Origin of the sequence: Streptomyces sp. R35, assembly GCF_041053035.1 — a bacterium.
GTDB classification, from domain to species: domain Bacteria; phylum Actinomycetota; class Actinomycetes; order Streptomycetales; family Streptomycetaceae; genus Streptomyces; species Streptomyces lutosisoli.
In genome coordinates this window covers 95,218-110,146 of the sequence record NZ_CP163440.1, presented here as the reverse complement: position 1 = coordinate 110,146, position 14,929 = coordinate 95,218, and the positions used below count along the sequence as shown (strand labels likewise).

At 66.4% G+C, this 14,929-nt stretch carries 14 protein-coding genes, 1 tRNA gene and 4 pseudogenes; 12 read left to right on the top strand and 7 right to left on the bottom strand.

Annotation, left to right across the window (positions count from 1 at the left end):
* Nucleotides 1-18: 18 nt before the first annotated feature.
* On the bottom strand, nt 19-648 hold the full coding sequence (locus tag AB5J50_RS00525; protein ID WP_369253835.1) for a hypothetical protein: 630 nt from the start codon (nt 646-648) through the stop codon (nt 19-21).
* A 197-nt stretch (nt 649-845) separates the two neighbouring features.
* Here AB5J50_RS00525 and AB5J50_RS00520 point away from each other — a divergent pair, with 197 nt between their 5' ends.
* The 10 genes and pseudogenes from AB5J50_RS00520 to AB5J50_RS00475 all read left to right on the top strand — a co-directional run bounded on the left by AB5J50_RS00520 (nt 846) and on the right by AB5J50_RS00475 (nt 8,586).
* Nucleotides 846-1,250 carry a hypothetical protein gene (locus AB5J50_RS00520; RefSeq protein WP_369253833.1) on the top strand — a complete coding sequence of 135 codons (405 nt, stop codon included), beginning with the start codon at nt 846-848 and terminating at the stop codon, nt 1,248-1,250.
* A 387-nt stretch (nt 1,251-1,637) separates the two neighbouring features.
* Nucleotides 1,638-2,831, top strand: coding sequence for an IS4 family transposase (locus AB5J50_RS00515; RefSeq protein WP_369253831.1), 1,194 nt, complete (start codon nt 1,638-1,640; stop codon nt 2,829-2,831).
* Between the two features lie 282 nt (nt 2,832-3,113).
* A pseudogene (locus AB5J50_RS00510) lies at nt 3,114-4,716 on the top strand (ISAzo13 family transposase).
* Between the two features lie 83 nt (nt 4,717-4,799).
* The gene (locus tag AB5J50_RS00505; protein ID WP_369253829.1) at nt 4,800-5,087 is read left to right on the top strand and encodes a MafI family immunity protein; all 288 of its coding nucleotides are present in this window, start codon (nt 4,800-4,802) and stop codon (nt 5,085-5,087) included.
* A 79-nt stretch (nt 5,088-5,166) separates the two neighbouring features.
* Nucleotides 5,167-5,514 carry a hypothetical protein gene (locus AB5J50_RS00500; RefSeq protein WP_369253827.1) on the top strand — a complete coding sequence of 116 codons (348 nt, stop codon included), beginning with the start codon at nt 5,167-5,169 and terminating at the stop codon, nt 5,512-5,514.
* A gap of 617 nt (nt 5,515-6,131) precedes the next feature.
* Nucleotides 6,132-6,632 (top strand): hypothetical protein, encoded by a 501-nt coding sequence (locus tag AB5J50_RS00495; protein ID WP_369253825.1) that lies wholly within the window; start codon nt 6,132-6,134, stop codon nt 6,630-6,632.
* 213 nt (nt 6,633-6,845) lie between these two features.
* Nucleotides 6,846-7,118, top strand: coding sequence for a hypothetical protein (locus AB5J50_RS00490; protein WP_369253823.1), 273 nt, complete (start codon nt 6,846-6,848; stop codon nt 7,116-7,118).
* A gap of 75 nt (nt 7,119-7,193) precedes the next feature.
* Nucleotides 7,194-7,433: pseudogene (locus AB5J50_RS00485) on the top strand (transposase); the annotation flags it as partial.
* A 282-nt stretch (nt 7,434-7,715) separates the two neighbouring features.
* Nucleotides 7,716-8,057: a hypothetical protein gene (locus tag AB5J50_RS00480; RefSeq protein ID WP_369253821.1), complete on the top strand. Its 342-nt coding sequence runs from the start codon at nt 7,716-7,718 to the stop codon at nt 8,055-8,057.
* 256 nt (nt 8,058-8,313) lie between these two features.
* Entirely contained in the window at nt 8,314-8,586 is a 273-nt protein-coding gene (locus AB5J50_RS00475; RefSeq protein WP_369253820.1) for a hypothetical protein, read from the top strand.
* A gap of 121 nt (nt 8,587-8,707) precedes the next feature.
* Here AB5J50_RS00475 and AB5J50_RS00470 read toward each other — a convergent pair.
* The 3 genes from AB5J50_RS00470 to AB5J50_RS00460 all read right to left on the bottom strand — a co-directional run bounded on the left by AB5J50_RS00470 (nt 8,708) and on the right by AB5J50_RS00460 (nt 10,105).
* Nucleotides 8,708-8,799: transfer RNA gene (locus AB5J50_RS00470), tRNA-OTHER, on the bottom strand.
* A 3-nt stretch (nt 8,800-8,802) separates the two neighbouring features.
* Complete coding sequence (locus AB5J50_RS00465; RefSeq protein ID WP_369253818.1) at nt 8,803-9,132, bottom strand: hypothetical protein; 330 nt, start codon at nt 9,130-9,132, stop codon at nt 8,803-8,805.
* 538 nt (nt 9,133-9,670) lie between these two features.
* Complete coding sequence (locus AB5J50_RS00460; protein ID WP_369253816.1) at nt 9,671-10,105, bottom strand: DUF6228 family protein; 435 nt, start codon at nt 10,103-10,105, stop codon at nt 9,671-9,673.
* Between the two features lie 99 nt (nt 10,106-10,204).
* Between AB5J50_RS00460 and AB5J50_RS00455 the strand changes: the two are divergent.
* A pseudogene (locus AB5J50_RS00455) lies at nt 10,205-11,022 on the top strand (IS5 family transposase).
* Nucleotides 11,023-11,484: 462 nt separating this feature from the next.
* Here the strand turns inward: AB5J50_RS00455 and AB5J50_RS00450 are convergent.
* Nucleotides 11,485-12,723 (bottom strand): IS256 family transposase, encoded by a 1,239-nt coding sequence (locus AB5J50_RS00450; protein ID WP_369253814.1) that lies wholly within the window; start codon nt 12,721-12,723, stop codon nt 11,485-11,487.
* A 148-nt stretch (nt 12,724-12,871) separates the two neighbouring features.
* Between AB5J50_RS00450 and AB5J50_RS00445 the strand changes: the two genes are divergently transcribed.
* Nucleotides 12,872-13,261 carry a hypothetical protein gene (locus tag AB5J50_RS00445; protein ID WP_369253812.1) on the top strand — a complete coding sequence of 130 codons (390 nt, stop codon included), beginning with the start codon at nt 12,872-12,874 and terminating at the stop codon, nt 13,259-13,261.
* A gap of 4 nt (nt 13,262-13,265) precedes the next feature.
* Here the strand turns inward: AB5J50_RS00445 and AB5J50_RS00440 are convergent, their stop codons facing one another.
* The gene (locus AB5J50_RS00440) at nt 13,266-13,589 is read right to left on the bottom strand and encodes a hypothetical protein (protein WP_369253811.1); all 324 of its coding nucleotides are present in this window, start codon (nt 13,587-13,589) and stop codon (nt 13,266-13,268) included.
* A pseudogene (locus AB5J50_RS00435) lies at nt 13,586-14,856 on the bottom strand (IS256 family transposase). Before AB5J50_RS00435 ends, AB5J50_RS00440 begins: the two are co-directional and overlap by 4 nt.
* Nucleotides 14,857-14,929 lie beyond the last annotated feature (73 nt).

Sequence of the window (14,929 nt, the reverse complement as noted above, 5' to 3'; positions counted from 1 at the left end):
GGCCGGGCCAGCTGCTGGCTACTTGATCGCGCCGGTCCAGTGCGGATCTTCCGCCAGGAGATCCGCACTGGCGTCCATGCGGGTCATGGTGATGACGATCGTCGTGCCGTTGGTTTTGTCCAGGGCGCTCTCGTTGGTGAAGGTGCCGGTCTGTCCTGGGGCGATGCGGCCTGTCATCGACCGGGATCCCTTGTCCACGGACAACGTGGTGACCTCGCCGCCGTTCGTGGCGCCCTGTTCCGACTCGGACCATTGATCCATGTCGAGCGGCTTTTTCGTGCCGTTGAGGATGGTCCAGGTGACGCGGTAGCCGGTCTGGTTGGCGTCGGGCCGGTCGTCCCACTCGCCGAACGCGGTCAGGCGCCGGATGCTGGTGATGGTGACCTTCGCGCCGTCGTTGTAGGCGAACGTGTCGCCGACCGCGAGTTCGGTGTCCGGCTGCTTGTCGGTCGGCGTCGCGCTGGCGCACTGATCGATCCAGTCGGACTGCGAGAGCGTCGAGTCGGGGCCGCAGTCGGGCGACTTGGACGGACTGGGCGCGCCAGCCGTGGCTCGTTCGGCCTTGCCTTGCTGGTGGTCTGCTCCGGCGCAGGCGGTGAGTGTCGTTGCGAGGATGGCGACGGTGATGAGTGCGGATCTGGCGTACATGGTCCCCCCAAGGACGGTTTTGAGCCTCGCCATTCTGGCGCCTGTGTGACTTGGGGTGGATGGGCCGTGCACGCTTCGTGTCGCAGATGTGACACGAGCGGGCCGGACCCGAACCGGCGGGGCCTTCGCCGTTCCCGCCCCACTTGTCAACGGGTGGGGCTACGCTCCCGGCCACGCCAACCGTTCCGGGGGGAACCATGCGCCGCACCGCCACCGCCCTGCTGCTACTCGCCGTGCTCACTGCCTGTGGGAGCAACAGCGACGACAAGCCCACCGCGAAACCCTCTGCGAGCGCCACGCAATCTGTCGATCCACTGGTGAAGTTCACGTCGGCAGTCGACGATGCGCAGCTGAAGTCGTACGCGACGGGCATCCCGGCGTATCAGGACCTGGGGGCGTTCCCTCCGCAGTGGTGCAAGGCGCTCGATGTCGGTCACAGTGTGGAGTGGATGCTCGGTGACGGGGGCCTGTACCCGATCGGGCAGGACTGGGGCACTGAGAAGTCGGACGCCTACCAGCTGGTGCTGCTGGGGACGCGGGCGTACTGCCCGGAGCATGTGGGTGCGGTGACAGATGAGTTGAAGGCGGCGGGCGAGTACTGAGCACGTGGTGAGGCCCCGCTCCGGGAGGTGTCCGGGCAGGACCTTCGCCATGTGGTGGGGCGCGCGTCGTTGGGATCGGCCCACTTGCCGGGATTCCGTTGTGCTGGGGAGAGTTCGCGGGCGTGCTTCGGTACGGTCGTGGGGCTGACGTTGTACCCGGCCGGTCCGACGTAGCAGCGCGGGGTGGTGCCCGCGTACGGCGAGGTCCCCGTCGACCGACGGGGACCTCGCCTTTCTCAGTGGGCGGGGTGACAGGGTCCGCTCTTCAGGCTCGCGGCAGCCTCGCCGACTCAGGGGCCCGTAAGCCCGGGTCGACAACCCATCCCTTCACGTCACCCCTTAGACCCAATGCCGTTGCGTTAGCTTGCGGGCGTACGCTGATGTGCAGTGGTCCCGGGGGTGGTTCGGGTGGCTGCAAGCGTCTCTGAGTTATCGGGTTTAGGCCTGTTGACCTGGGTCTATCCGCCAGGTCTGGTGGATCGGGTGGTGGCTGCCTGTGGTCGTGTGGAGCAACGCAAGCGCCTGCTCCCGGCCCGGCTGGTGGTGTACTTCGTGCTGGGGATAGCCCTGTTCTCGCCCGCTCCGTATCTGGACGTGATGCGGCATCTGGTCGAGGGGCTGCGGGGCCTGGGCCTGCTGGGCACCTGGCATGTCCCGGCGAAGTCGTCGCTGTTTCGGGCCCGACAGCGGCTGGGCCCGGAGCCCCTGCGGGTGCTGTTCACCACGACCGCGAAACCGATGGGCACAGAAGCCACCCCGGGCGCCTTCTGGCGCGGACTGCGGCTGCTGGCGGTGGACGGGACCTGCTGGGACGTCGCCGACAGCCCCGCCAACGAGGCTGCCTTCGCACGCCCCGGAAACAGCCGCGGCAGCGACAAGAGCTCCTTTCCCCAGGTGCGGATGGCCTGCCTGGTGGAGGTCGGCACGCACCTCGTACGGGACGCCGAACTCGCCGGCTGCCGCACCGGGGAAGTGACCTTGGTGGGCCGTCTGCCCCGTTCCTGCGGCCCCGGCCAACTGGTCCTGGCCGACCGCGAGTTCCTCGGCGTGCCGTTGTGGCGGTCCTTCACCGCCACCGGCGCCCAGCTGCTGTGGCGGGTGCCCGCCAACCGGATCCTGCCCGTCGACCGGCAGTTGCGGGACGGATCCTGGCTCTCCCGCATCCACGCCCACACCGATCCGGCCCACACCGACCCGGTCACCGTGCGGGTCATGGCCTACCAGCTGGACGGCACCGGCCATGGGGCCGAGGGCTACCGGCTGGTGACCAGCCTGCTCGACGCCCGCCGTTATCCCGCCCGCCAGCTGGCCGCGCTCTACCAGGAGCGCTGGGAAGTGGAGACCGTCTTCGCCGAGATCAAGACCCATCAACGCGGAGCCCACGTCGTTCTCAGCTGCAAGACCCCCGACGGTGTCCTGCAGCAGATCTGGGCACATCTGCTGGTCCACCACGCCCTGCGCGAGCTGATGGTGAGAACGGCCGCGACCCGGGGCCTGGACCCCGACCGGATCTCCTTCACCGAAACCCTGCGCTCCGCCCGACGCAGTGTGACCGTCACGCCGGGCAGTTTTTCCCCCTGACCTCCTGGTCAGAACACTCGTCCTGCTCCAGCACGACCTGCTGGAACGACTCCTGCCGGTCAGACGCCTGCGCAGCCAGCCCCGCGTCGTCAAACGCAAGATGTCCAACTACCGGCTCAAACGGGCCGAACACCACACTTGGCCCCAACCCACCCGAACCGGCACCCGGGCAATCACCATTCAACGACCCCAACCCGCAAACCCGTAACGCAACGGCATTGCAGCTGAGGGCTTGCAGGGAATCAAGGTGTTGCTTCCCGTTCTGAAGCTCGTTGGTGTGGTATGCGCATCCCGGACGAGGCTCGTGATCAACTGGCTGTGAAGTTCGCGGTGTTGCTCCCGCATCTGGACGAGCGGCAGCGGCGGCTGCTGATGGCTGCGGAGGCCCGGGCGCTGGGGCACGGTGGTGTCCGGGCCGTGGCGCAGGCCGCTGCAGTCAGTGAGACGACGGTCCGCAAGGGTGTGTTCGAGCTGGAGGCGGGTGAGGAGCCTCTGGGGCGGGTCCGTCGTCCGGGCGGGGGCCGCAAACGGGTCGCGGATCTGGATCCGGGGCTGCGGCCGGCACTGTTGGCGCTGGTTGAGCCGGATGTGCGGGGTGACCCGATGTCGCCGCTGCGGTGGACGGTGAAGTCCACGCGAACGCTTGCGCGGGAGCTGACCCGGGCCGGGCACCGTGTCAGTGCCGACACCGTCGCCGACCTGTTGCGGGAGGAAGGCTTCAGCCTGCAGGCCAACGCCAAGACCATCGAGGGCAGCCAGCACCCGGACCGCGACGCCCAGTTCCGCTATCTCAACGAGCAGGCCCGCGAGCACCGGGACACCGGCCAGCCGGTCATCAGCGTGGACACCAAGAAGAAAGAGCTCGTCGGCGAGTTCAAGAACAACGGCCGCCAGTGGCGGCCGACCGGTGAGCCAGTGGCGGTGAACGTGCATGACTTCGCCGACCCGCAGCTGGGCAAGGCCGTCCCCTACGGCATCTACGATCTGGCGGCGGACACCGGCTGGGTCAACGTCGGCACCGATCACGACACCGCCGCGTTCGCGGTCGAGTCGATCCGCCGCTGGTGGCACGGCCAGGGCCGGGCTGCCTACCCGCAGGCGGCACGGCTGCTGATCACCGCCGATGCGAGCCTGGAAACTCGAACTGGCCCAGCTCGCCGCCGAAACCGGGTTGACGATCACCGTGTGTCATCTGCCGCCCGGCACATCGAAGTGGAACAAGATCGAGCACCGGCTCTTCTCGCACATCACCATGAACTGGCGCGGCCGCCCGCTGACCAGCCACGAAGTCATCGTCCAGTCCATCGCCGCGACCACCACCCGCACCGGGCTGCACGTGAGTGCCGCACTCGACACCAACACCTACCTCACCGGAGTCCGCATCGATGACGCAGAGATGGCGGCACTGCCGCTGACCCGGCACGCCTTCCACGGCGACTGGAACTATGCCCTGCACCCGCAGCCCCGTCCGGCCGTCCCGATGGCCCGGGCTCCGCAGGCTCCGGCCCCGCAGTGGGACCAGGCCCTGCTGTCCGATCCCGCCCTGACCGGCATGTCCCGGCAACAACTGGACGCCCTCACGGGGACTTTGGCCCTCGACGGCGATGCCCGGCGCGGCCGTCCGCCCCGGCTCGCCTTCCCCGAACAGGTCCTGGCCACCGTGCTCCATCTGCGGGTCGCCCTGGCCGCCGAACCTCTCGCCGTGCTGTTCGGCAGCAGCCGGACCGCGATGCACCGCACCCTTCTGAAGAACAGGAAACTACTCGAGGCACACGGCATCGTCATCCCACCCGCGACGACGCCACCCGTCGTCCTCACGGCCCTCCAGGCCCGGGTTCTCGCCCAAACTGGCGAGCCCCACAACAAGATCAAGACGACGTGTTAATGATCTGCAAGCCCTAAGGGCTGTCCCGTAACTGATCAGGTGAGTCGACAGCCCTCGTTCGGGCGGCGAGGATGTGTGCGTCGTTGATTCGTTCCGGACTCGTCTGGGGGCAGCTCGTGAGCCTGTCGTATCGAGCCCGGGTGGCGGCACTCCTTGAGGACTCGCCGCTCACCTCGGAGGCTGTCATCACGGACGTCCGCCATCTGCTCTCGCACGGCGAGGAGGCCCTGGCCTTCGACACCATGTGCTCGTGGATCTATGAGAACGCCCTGCCCATCACTCGCCAGTATCTGGACCGATTGGTGGCAATGGCCGACGAGATGGGCACCCCGCGATCTGTTCAGCGCCTTGACGAGCTACTGGTCGGCTGACGCCCGCCCTTCGGCGATCTTGCTGGGGGATGATCCTTCCGTGGCTGGACGGCACCGGGGTTCTAAGGAGCGCATGGGAGTGACCGACGGAGAACCAGTGCTGATCAAGCTCACGCGCGACCAGGCATTCGTCCTGTCTGACTGGCTCTACGAAGTCCTGATGCAGTCCGACAAACTGGAGGCCATCGTGCGGGACCGCGCGGTCTGGTCCGGGATCTACGTGATCTCGGGCACCCTCGAAACGACGCTGCCGGACGTCTTCATGCCGGACTACGGCCCCCGTGAGGCTCTTCCGGAGCTCCGGTCAGCGCGTCACGGTCACCAGCCCCAGGGTCACGGACGCGGCCCCCACGATCCCGAACGAGATCCTCATGTGGTCGAGGCTCTTCCAGGGTCCACCCCATCGGCTCCTACGCGTAGCCACTAGATCCGCCCAGTCCCATACCCATACGTCCACGCCGCGGTAGCCGCAGGCCACCACGATGAATCCGCTCCCCACGAGTAGTTCGAGCACCCCGCGAAAGATCAACGCCGCTCCCTTCCCCCTGCCCCACGACCAGCGTCGCCATCGCGGCATTGTCGCAGGCAGCGCCGGTTGACGCGCGCAGGGCGACCCGCCAGGATGCGCGTCATGTTGCAGCTCAGCGCGCAGGCCACCCACGGCGGTCAGCTGTTCCTGTTGGTCTGGGGGGGGCGCGCTAGCGATGGGGTCGGCGCTCGCCTCGAAGAAGGGGTCCAGCTGGTTTCGCGAAGTGATCTCGTCCGGGCTCCAGGGGAGACCTGTGGAGCGGGCCCGCGCGCAAAACTTCGGTGGCCTGCGACTGATAGCCACGGCGCTTGCCGTAGCAGGCCTGATCGGAACCGGAGCGGCCGTGGCCCTGCTGACACGAGGCTAGGCCTGCCGACCGCGCAGTACCGTGCGCCTGGGAGGGGACCTCATGATGGCGGTCGCCTCCTGCTGCTTGGTGCTGGTTGTCGGGTTCGTTGTCCTCGCAGTTGTCGGCGTGGGCGCCTTCGTTGCTCTCGAAAGGAGACGAGCCGTCGGTGAACGGGTTGCAGCGGGCCTACCTGAAGTTCGAACAACGCTTCGGGGTGAACGAGCTTCCCCCTCGGGCTCAGGTGTTCATGGCCCACCATCCGGTGGGCACGGGCACGCTGGTCGGTGTCGTCACCGGGGCCGTGCTCGCCTGGGCCCTGTCCGCCTTCGACGATCCCGGGCTCCTGTTCCAGGCCGCGTTGGTGGGGCTGGGCATGGGACTGTTCATCTGGCTCAGCTGCCGTGTCGAACGCTGGCGCCAGGCGCAGTACGCACGTTTGGAGCAGGCCCCGTCGTCGCCTCCTGCGCCGGTCGTGTCCAATCCGGACCCGCCGTGGTTCGGGGCAGCGTTGTGGATCTGTGTCTGGGTCATTGGCACGGCCTTTCTCTGGCTGGTCAGCAGGCTGAGCGGGACGCCGAACGTCTGGCTGTCCAGTGCGAGCATCGCCGCTCTCGCCACTGTGTCCGCCTGGGGCGCCCGGGTGGTGAAGCGGCGCTGGCGGAAGTGACCGTCGAGCCAGATCGCTGGGATGTCCGAGGACTTGACTAGGGCCTGTCCTGAGTCGTGGTCAAGGTGTGGATGTCTCTTCCGGTGATCGTTCGTGAGCCGGTGTCCTGTGACTGTGAACCTTGATCATGGCCATCGAAGGTTGGTGATCGTGGGGTCGTGCCGCCGAAGGTTGAGCATGCAGGCGTGCACCCATTGAGCTGCGACGCCCGGCATGCCGCTGACCTGGCATGATGCCCTCATGGAAATTGGTTTCCCATGGGGGTCCACGCCAACCGTCGATCTCCGCCTGTGGCGATCCGATGCCATCGTGCTATTCGACTGGCTGATGAGCACCGACCTGAACGCCGTACCGATCACGCATCCGGCTCAGAAGCAGGCTCTCGCAGACCTGCTGGCGCGCTTGGAGGAGGTGGACGTTATTGAGTCCACCGAGGAAGAGATCGCCGCAGCCCAGGAAGATGTGGCCAAGGATATGGGCTGGTAGGAGGCCGGAGACGATCAAGCGTCGCTGGCACGCGCTCAAGGTTCACTGGCACAGGACAGCTGGTAGAAGCCTGGTATGGCGCGTACAGAACTGTCGGACGACGAGTGGGAGTTGATCGAGCCGTTGCTGCCGGTAGGCAGGTTCGGCCCGTATCCGGAGCATCTGCGGGAGCAGTTCGAGGACGTGATCTGGAAGTTCCGCTCGGGCAGCCAGTGGCGGGAGATGCCAACGGAGTTCGGGGTCTGGCAGACCGTCTACAACCGTTTCCTCCAGTGGCGCGACGCGGGCGTCTTCCAGGCCCTGATGGACGCGATATCACCGAGGCGGCCCGGCGCGGGCAGGAGGACACTGTTCCGCCCGAGCGCTGTACAGCAGCGAAGTACAGCAACCACGCCAAGCGTCAGCGACCGCCCTGGATTTTCAAGGGCTGCCTGACCAGGCCCGCAGACTTCAACGACCAGCCCGCCCATAGTTCGCATCGAGGGGCAGGGAGGCCGGACCTTGAGCGGTGGCGGACGGAGATGGAAGGGGCGCCGTTCGCAAGTGCCGGCCAGAGCGTGGGCGACTGGCCGCTAGGGTTCAGAGTGGGGTGATCCAGTGCACGAAAGTCTGCCGGTTGAGAATGCGGGGAGCGTCCCGCTGTGCCTCTTCGTCGAACCGTACGGCGAAGACTTTTGGCTTGAGCCGGGGGAGGCCGTCACCGTCTCCGCGGTCAGCGACGGCACCAACGTCCAGTTCGCGGTGACCGTCGCGGCCGAACTGGTGAGCGTGTGGCTTTTCGAGAACGGTGATCCCAACAGGGTTGTCTCGGAATCCCATGTACTCGATGCGTCTGGCACCCCATTGGAGTGTGGACACCAGCGTTACGACCGGCGAATCCCCGGACCATTCTTGCGGCGGGCAGTCAAGCCCGATGAGTCTCCTGACATCAGTGCCTGACACCAACAAGGGCGACCGGCCGTGGTCGACACTGAACGTCAGCCGACAGCCAGTCGAGGCGCCGGGTGGGTGGACCGACACCGGCAGCGCCCCGTCATCGACCTGATAAAGATGAGGCCGCATCTCAAAGCTTGCCTCTACTCGCCGGAAACTTACGGGGCCGTGATCACTCGCCCCAAGGCAGCTCCAGCCCAAGGCCGTTCCGCCGACCTCACGTAGTGTCCGGCGCAGCTCTCTCGACCGGCTGGAGGACACCATGACGGACCCATTGCTGATCACGCTCGCCGATGCTCTGGCGAACCTCATGGTCTCCATCGACATGACTGATGACGATGACGTTGACCCGGACGTCTGCGTGCCGTGGTTCGAAGACGTCGCACACAAGCTCAGCCAGCTCTCCGCCGATGACCGGCACAGACTTGCCCAGGTGATCCGAGAGGTGGCCGACCGGGAGCCCGATGCCCAGAGACAGACGGCACTCCTCGAAACGCCGGACCACCTCGGCCTCGAAGATCCGGATGATGAATGAGTAGTCCGTGCCCCTCCCGTGCCCGTTCGGTCGGGATACAGCGGGGAGTCACAGTCGCTGGCGGACAGCGGGCATGAGAACGGCCCCTGACCGATCTACCTGGTCAGGGGCCGTTCACCAGCGCGGTGGGTGTGGGATTTGAACCCACGGTGACTCGCGCCACGACGGTTTTCAAGACCGCTTGCCGGTCGCGATGAGCAAGCCGGAAACCGCTCGTCAGATCGCGCTGGGCATGTATCTCGCTGCTGTGAGTCCGGCCATCATCCGCAGCCTCGCATAGTAGGACCTGCAGTACTCGTCGCCGATCAGGGGCAGGATCTTGTCGAGGCCCGTGATGCACGCCCAGAGGATCGCGACGTCCTCACCACTGAGCCCGCCCTTGAGCTCCCCTTGAACGACGCCGGCGACATCCGCATCGAGCAGGATCAGTTCCACGCCTTCAATGTTCACACCGCGGAAGCCTGCAGGGAACGGTGCCCGCATGTGCTCCTCATACAGTCGGGGAAGTTGGTCGTCACGGTGTGGTCCGCTCATGGTGGTAATCATTTCGTCCAGGACAGCCGGTGCGGAAGAGCGCGGGACGGGCGGGGGTGCGACGAGTGCCCCGGTCGGGGTTGAATCATTGCGGTCGGGGCCTCCGTGGTTCTGGTGCCTCTGGCGAGCAGTCGCGACGACGGGCTTCGATGACACGGCTCCTGACGGCAACGGATGACGGCAACGGAGTCGAACGCACGCGGACCTTGCCGGTTGCCGAGGGACCGCTTTGGGCTCCTGTCGTAGCAACGTGGCAGCGCGTCCGGAGCTATGAACGAACTCCTAACGTGGTGATCCAGGCTTCCAAACTGGTGCTGTACAGCAGCGAAGTACAGCAACCACCACACCCGCAGCCGACCGTGTCGGCCCTCAGACGACCGACTCGCCAGCCGGGCAGACCTCAGCGACCTTCGTGCCCGTAGTTCGCATTGAGGGGCACACCGCGACACCCCCGCTCGAGCCGTCTCTGGGCCGTGCGGGGGCGCTCAACGACGACCAACGCTGACAAGCATCGACAGCTAAGAGGTTGTCTCACGTGGTGTTGCCCCAGCTACTCGACCGTGCTCGTGAGAAACGTGTGGAGCTCGGCGGCGAGGTTTCGCATCTCCTCGCCGGCCGCGTGCACGGTGGTGGTCTCGAAGTGCCACTCCTCGGACGGAGGCCGATCGTGGATGCCCCACGTCAGTTGTACGTAGCCGCCCGAGTGGTGTTCCGCCGAGATCGTCAGGTCGCGTTCCAGAGAGCGCCAGGCGCGCGGGCCTTCCCAGCCGCGGAAATCCTCGGCCAGCGAGGAGAGGAAGGTGTCGAGGCCGTCGCCGTCCCACGTCCGAACCAGGGTCTCGATACTGACCCATTGCCCGCGAGCTTTCACGATGAAGTCGAGTGTGGGGTCGTCCCCGAACGGTCTTGCCAGCTCGGAGAAGAGCAGGTGGACCGGTCGCGGTCCAGTGTCCCCCACGCGTACCGCGGGGCCATCTTCGGTCATTTGTGCAGGTTAGAAGTCGTGGGGCTCGATGGCCAACTGCTATTCCCACACTGCCCCGATGACGGGCCACATGCCCCACGTGGGGCATGATCGTCCGCTATGGCTGTGGATCTTGCGCGGGACCTGGTCCCCGATGGGCTGTGGAAGATTGCCGCGCCACTGATGCCACCGTTCCGGCCCAGACTGTAGGGTGGCGGGACGGTACCGGTGGCGGATCGGAAGGTGTTCACGGCGGTGGTGTACGTGCTGACCAGCGGTTGCGCCTGGCGGTATCTGCCGCCGACGTTCGGCACTTCGCCTGCCACCGCGCATCGCCGGTTCGCGGCGTGGACCAGGGCCGGTCTGTGGCGTCGGCTGCACCGGGCGGTCCTGGACGAACTCGGTGCCAGAGGTGCGCTGGACTGGACCTCAGCGATCATCGACGCCGCGTCCGTCCGCGCGAAAAGGGGGGCTCGCTGACCGGGCCGAACCCGGTCGATCGCGGCAAGAAGGGCAGCAAGCTGCATGTGCTGTCCGAAGCGCAGGGCATCCCGCTGGCCGTCGCAGTGTCTGGTGCGAACGTGCATGACAGCCAGGCGTTCAAGCCGCTGCTCCTGGGCCTCCCCGCCATACGCTCCCGGCGCGGGCCACGACGACGGCGACCGGTCAAGGTCCGCGCCGATAAGGCGTACTACTCCGCCGAACACCTCGCCTGGCTCCGCTCACGAGGACTCATCCCGCGCATCGCGCGCCCGGGCATCGAGTCCGGCGAGCGGCTCGGCCGACACCGCTGGAAGATCGAGAGGTCGATTGCCTGGCTGTTCGGCTACCGCCGTCTCACCGTTCGCTATGAACGCAAGGGCAGCCACTTCCTCGCCTTCCTGGGCTTCGCCGCAGCTCTCACCTGCTACAAGAAACTCGCGAAACTCACCACGTGAGACAACCTCTAAGTCGCAGGTCGCAGCGCTGATCGATTACATGGACGCAGGTCAGAGAACCAGCCCTTCACTTCTCGATGTCATGGCCAAGGACGCTGCCGCCATTCGACTCTACGAGCGATTGGGGTGGCAGAGTCTCGGCGAGAACACACACGCCTACGGGGATGGGCAGCAAATCAACGCCATTTGCTACGTGTCGCCGTCCCGCTGAGAGAAGCAGTGCAGCGGCACTGTCGGATCCCAGCTGATGCCTGACGTTCTGGTCCCACGTGATGCTTGACGGTGGGCCTAAGACTTGTCCCGCAAGCGATGGTCGAGGCGGTTGAGATGGGGCGTGCGGGTCCCGTGTGTCCGCGGGTAGTCAAGGCGTGGTGGCAAGATGACGGCTTCGACGCTCATGAGAGGCCGGTCACGTCCGCGGGAGTGGTGTATTAACGGCCACTCGGTGATCTCGTTTTGAGGCTATGCGGTGAGTTCGGTGGGCGGGGCGGTCTCGTCGGTTTCTGACTCGATCGGGCGGAGGCGGGCCTTGGCCAGCAGATCGAGTCCCATGTAGCGGCGGGCCTCGGTCCATTCGTCGTTCTGCTCGGCCAGCACCGCGCCGACCAGGCGGATCAGGGCAGCACGGTCGGGGAAGATGCCGACCACGTCGGTGCGACGCCTGATCTCCTTGTTCAGGCGTTCTTGCGGATTGTTCGACCAGATCTGCCGCCAGCTCTCGCGCGGAAACGCGGTGAACGCCAGCAGCTCGTGCTGTGCGGTGTCCAAGTGGGCTGCGGCCTTGGGAAACTTGGCCTCCAGGGCGTCCAGCACGTGCCGCATCTGGGCCTGGACGGCGTCGGTGTCGGGTTGTTCGAAGACAGTCCGCAGCAGCGTGGCCACCCACGGCTGGGCGGACTTGGGGACCTGGCTGAGCAGGTTGCGGGCGTAGTGCGTGCGGCAGCGCTGCCACGAAGCGCCGGGCAGGACCGCGCCGATCGCTGCAACGAGGCCGGTGTGGGCGTCGGAGATGACGAGTTGGACGCCGGACAGGCCGCGGGCGATCAGCGAGCGCAGGAAAGCGAGCCAGCCGGCGCCGTCCTCGGCGGTGGCGACGTCGATGCCGAGAATCTCCCTGTGTCCATCGGCATTCACGCCGACCGCAATCAGCGCATGGACGTTGATGATGCGGCCGCCTTCGCGGACCTTCTGGGTCAGTGCGTCGACCCAGACGAACGTGTACGGGCCCTGGTCCAGGGGCCGGTTGCGGAATGCGGCGACCTGTTCGTCCAGGTGCTTGGCCATCGCAGAGACCTGGGACTTCGACAGTTGGGTGACGCCGAGAGACTCGGCGAGCTTCTCGACTCTGCGGGTGGAGACGCCGAGCAGGTAGGCGGTGGCGACCACCGAGATGAGGGCCTGCTCGGCCCGGCGGCGCCTCTCCAGCAGCCAGTGCGGGAAGTAACTCCCGGACCTGAGCTTGGGGATGGCCAGTTCGACGGTGCCTGCCCTCGTGTCCCACTCGCGCGGGCGATATCCGTTGCGGTGGTTGACTCGTTCGTCGCTGACCTGCCCGTATTCGGCATTGCAGAGGGCGTCGGCCTCCGCGGACATGAGTGCGTCGGCGAACGTCTTGACCATCGCGCGCAACAGATCGGGACTCGCCGAAGCGAGGTTGTCTTCGGCGAGGGCGTGCAGGGGCAGACTGTCCGGTGCGGTCATCGTGCTGATCTCCTTCGAGGCTTCGACACTTCGAAGATCAGCCGGTGGCCGTTCATCTATGCGGGCACCATCCCGATGCCGGAGCAAACCCCCGGATCAGGTCGAACCCGTACACCATCTCCATGGACGCAACCGAGAGGCCATCCTCGTGCCCACGCCTGCCGACTACCTCGCACTGGCGCATGCCGAGACAGACGGCCCTGTCCTGCAACGTCTCGCGCAATGTCCGTACCCCTTCGTCTGGCAGGCCCTGGCCACCAATCCCCACACCCCACACGTAGCTCTCCTGGAACTGAGCAAGGCCCGCGACAGCGTCTGGAATGACAACAAACTGCTGCGCCTGCTGGCAGAACATCCTGGCGCGGACCACATCGTTCTTCGAGCTGTCCTCGATGCCGTGGCAGCGAAGCTTGATGAGGGTGAACGGCCCTACGCCGCCGTGCTTGCTCTCGCAGCCCGGACGGAGCTTGAGGCGGACGAGGTGAGGAGGCTCGGTACTCATCGCGGGGAGCAATTGTCAAAAGCTGTGGATCAGTAGCCGTTCACCATGACTCGTGATTCAGGTGGACGAGCCCTTTGACGGACTCCAGCCGAGCTCGCAGTGCGGGGCTGGGGGCTGAGGTGGTCGTCAGCAACAGCACCTGAACGGTTGGGTGTTCGTCGGCATAGAGGTCGTCTTCACCATCGTCGCCGGGAATCGGGTTGGGCTGGATCTCGACTCGGCCGTCGGGACTGTCAGCGCGGTGGTAGATCCCCCGGAAGTAGCTGTCGCGCTCGGTGAAGACCAGCCCGAGGCGGCCGCCGACGAGGTGGACCAGCTCGCTGGCGGTGTGGCTGCTTGTGCCGTAGGTGTCGTAGTCGGTCATAGTGCACCAGACCCTATGCCGCGAGGGTCTCGGGGCGTTCGACGAGATGGCCGCGTTCGAAGCGGGCACCGGCCCGGACGAGGGCGACGAGGTGGGGTGCGTTCACGGCCCGCCAGCGTTGTTGTGCGGACTCGATGAGCTTGAAGACCATGGCCAGGGCGGCCGCTCGGGAGCCGGCGCCCTTGGTGACCTTGGTCCTTAGCCGCACCGTCGCGAAGGTCGACTCGATGGGGTTCGTGGTCCGCAGATGGATCCAGTGCTCGGCGGGGTAGTCGAAGAACGCCAGGAGCTCGTCCTCGTCATCGGTGATCCGCTTGACGACCTTGGGGTATTTCGCCTGGTAGGTCCGCTCGAAGTCGCGGATGGCCCGGACTGCGTGCTCCTTGTCCTCGGCGTTGTAGATCTCCTGGATCGCGCGCTTGGCCGCCGGCTGGGCCGATTTCGGCAGGGCGTCCAACACGTTTGCGGTCTTGTGCACCCAGCACCTTTGGCGGCGTGTGTCGGGGAAGACCTCGTTCAGCGCGTTCCAGAAGCCGAGCGCGCCATCGCCGACGGCCAGGATCGGGGCCCGCATGCCCCGGCGGGCGCAGTCCCGCAGCAAGCCGGCCCACGCCTCGGACGACTCGCGGTAACCGTCCGCCATCGCGATCAGCTCCTTTGTGCCATCCGCCCGCACCTCCATCAACACCAGGACCGCGGCCTTTGCCTCTTCGAGGCGAATCCGCAGGTGGACCCCGTCCGCCCACACGTAGACGTAGTCAGTGACGGACAGGTCGCGGTCCTGGAAGGCAGTGTGGTCGGCCTGCCACTGCGTGGTCAGCCGGGTCACCGTGGCGGGCGAGAGGCCGGCCGAGGAGCCCAGGAACTGCTCCAGGGCGGGCACGAAGTCACCGGTGGACAGGCCGTGGAGGTAGAGCAACGGCAGTACTTCGCTGATCTTCGGTGACTTGCGGCACCAAGGCGGCAAGATCGCCGAGGAGAACCGCTTGCGTTCCCCAGTCGCCTCATCGACGCGCTTGTCGTTCACGCGCGGGGCCGTGACCTCGACCGTCCCGGCCGCCGTGGTGACCTTCCTTGGCTGGTGGTAGCCGTTGCGCACGACCAGGCGACGGCCGTTGTCATCGACCTCACCGGCCAACTCGGCTATGTAGCTGTTGACTTCGGCTTCCAGGGCGGCGGCCAGCATCCGCCTCGCGCCCTCGCGGACGATCTCGTCAATCAGGGAGCCGTTCGAAGTGGTGCCATCGGCCTTGACTACGCTGAGCACGGGCGTGCCTTCCCGACCGACGTTCGCAGCGTCGGCCTACTCGGTGACCTTCAATCGATCACTCGGGAAGGTA

Coding starts and splice junctions, on each gene's coding strand:
- AB5J50_RS00525 (WP_369253835.1), bottom strand. CDS start 648: ATGTACGCCAGATCCGCACTCATCACCGTCGCCATCCTCGCAACGACA.
- AB5J50_RS00520 (WP_369253833.1), top strand. CDS start 846: ATGCGCCGCACCGCCACCGCCCTGCTGCTACTCGCCGTGCTCACTGCC.
- AB5J50_RS00490 (WP_369253823.1), top strand. CDS start 6,846: ATGCCGCTGACCTGGCATGATGCCCTCATGGAAATTGGTTTCCCATGG.
- AB5J50_RS00475 (WP_369253820.1), top strand. CDS start 8,314: ATGACGGACCCATTGCTGATCACGCTCGCCGATGCTCTGGCGAACCTC.
- AB5J50_RS00465 (WP_369253818.1), bottom strand. CDS start 9,132: ATGATTACCACCATGAGCGGACCACACCGTGACGACCAACTTCCCCGA.
- AB5J50_RS00460 (WP_369253816.1), bottom strand. CDS start 10,105: ATGACCGAAGATGGCCCCGCGGTACGCGTGGGGGACACTGGACCGCGA.
- AB5J50_RS00450 (WP_369253814.1), bottom strand. CDS start 12,723: ATGACCGCACCGGACAGTCTGCCCCTGCACGCCCTCGCCGAAGACAAC.
- AB5J50_RS00440 (WP_369253811.1), bottom strand. CDS start 13,589: ATGACCGACTACGACACCTACGGCACAAGCAGCCACACCGCCAGCGAG.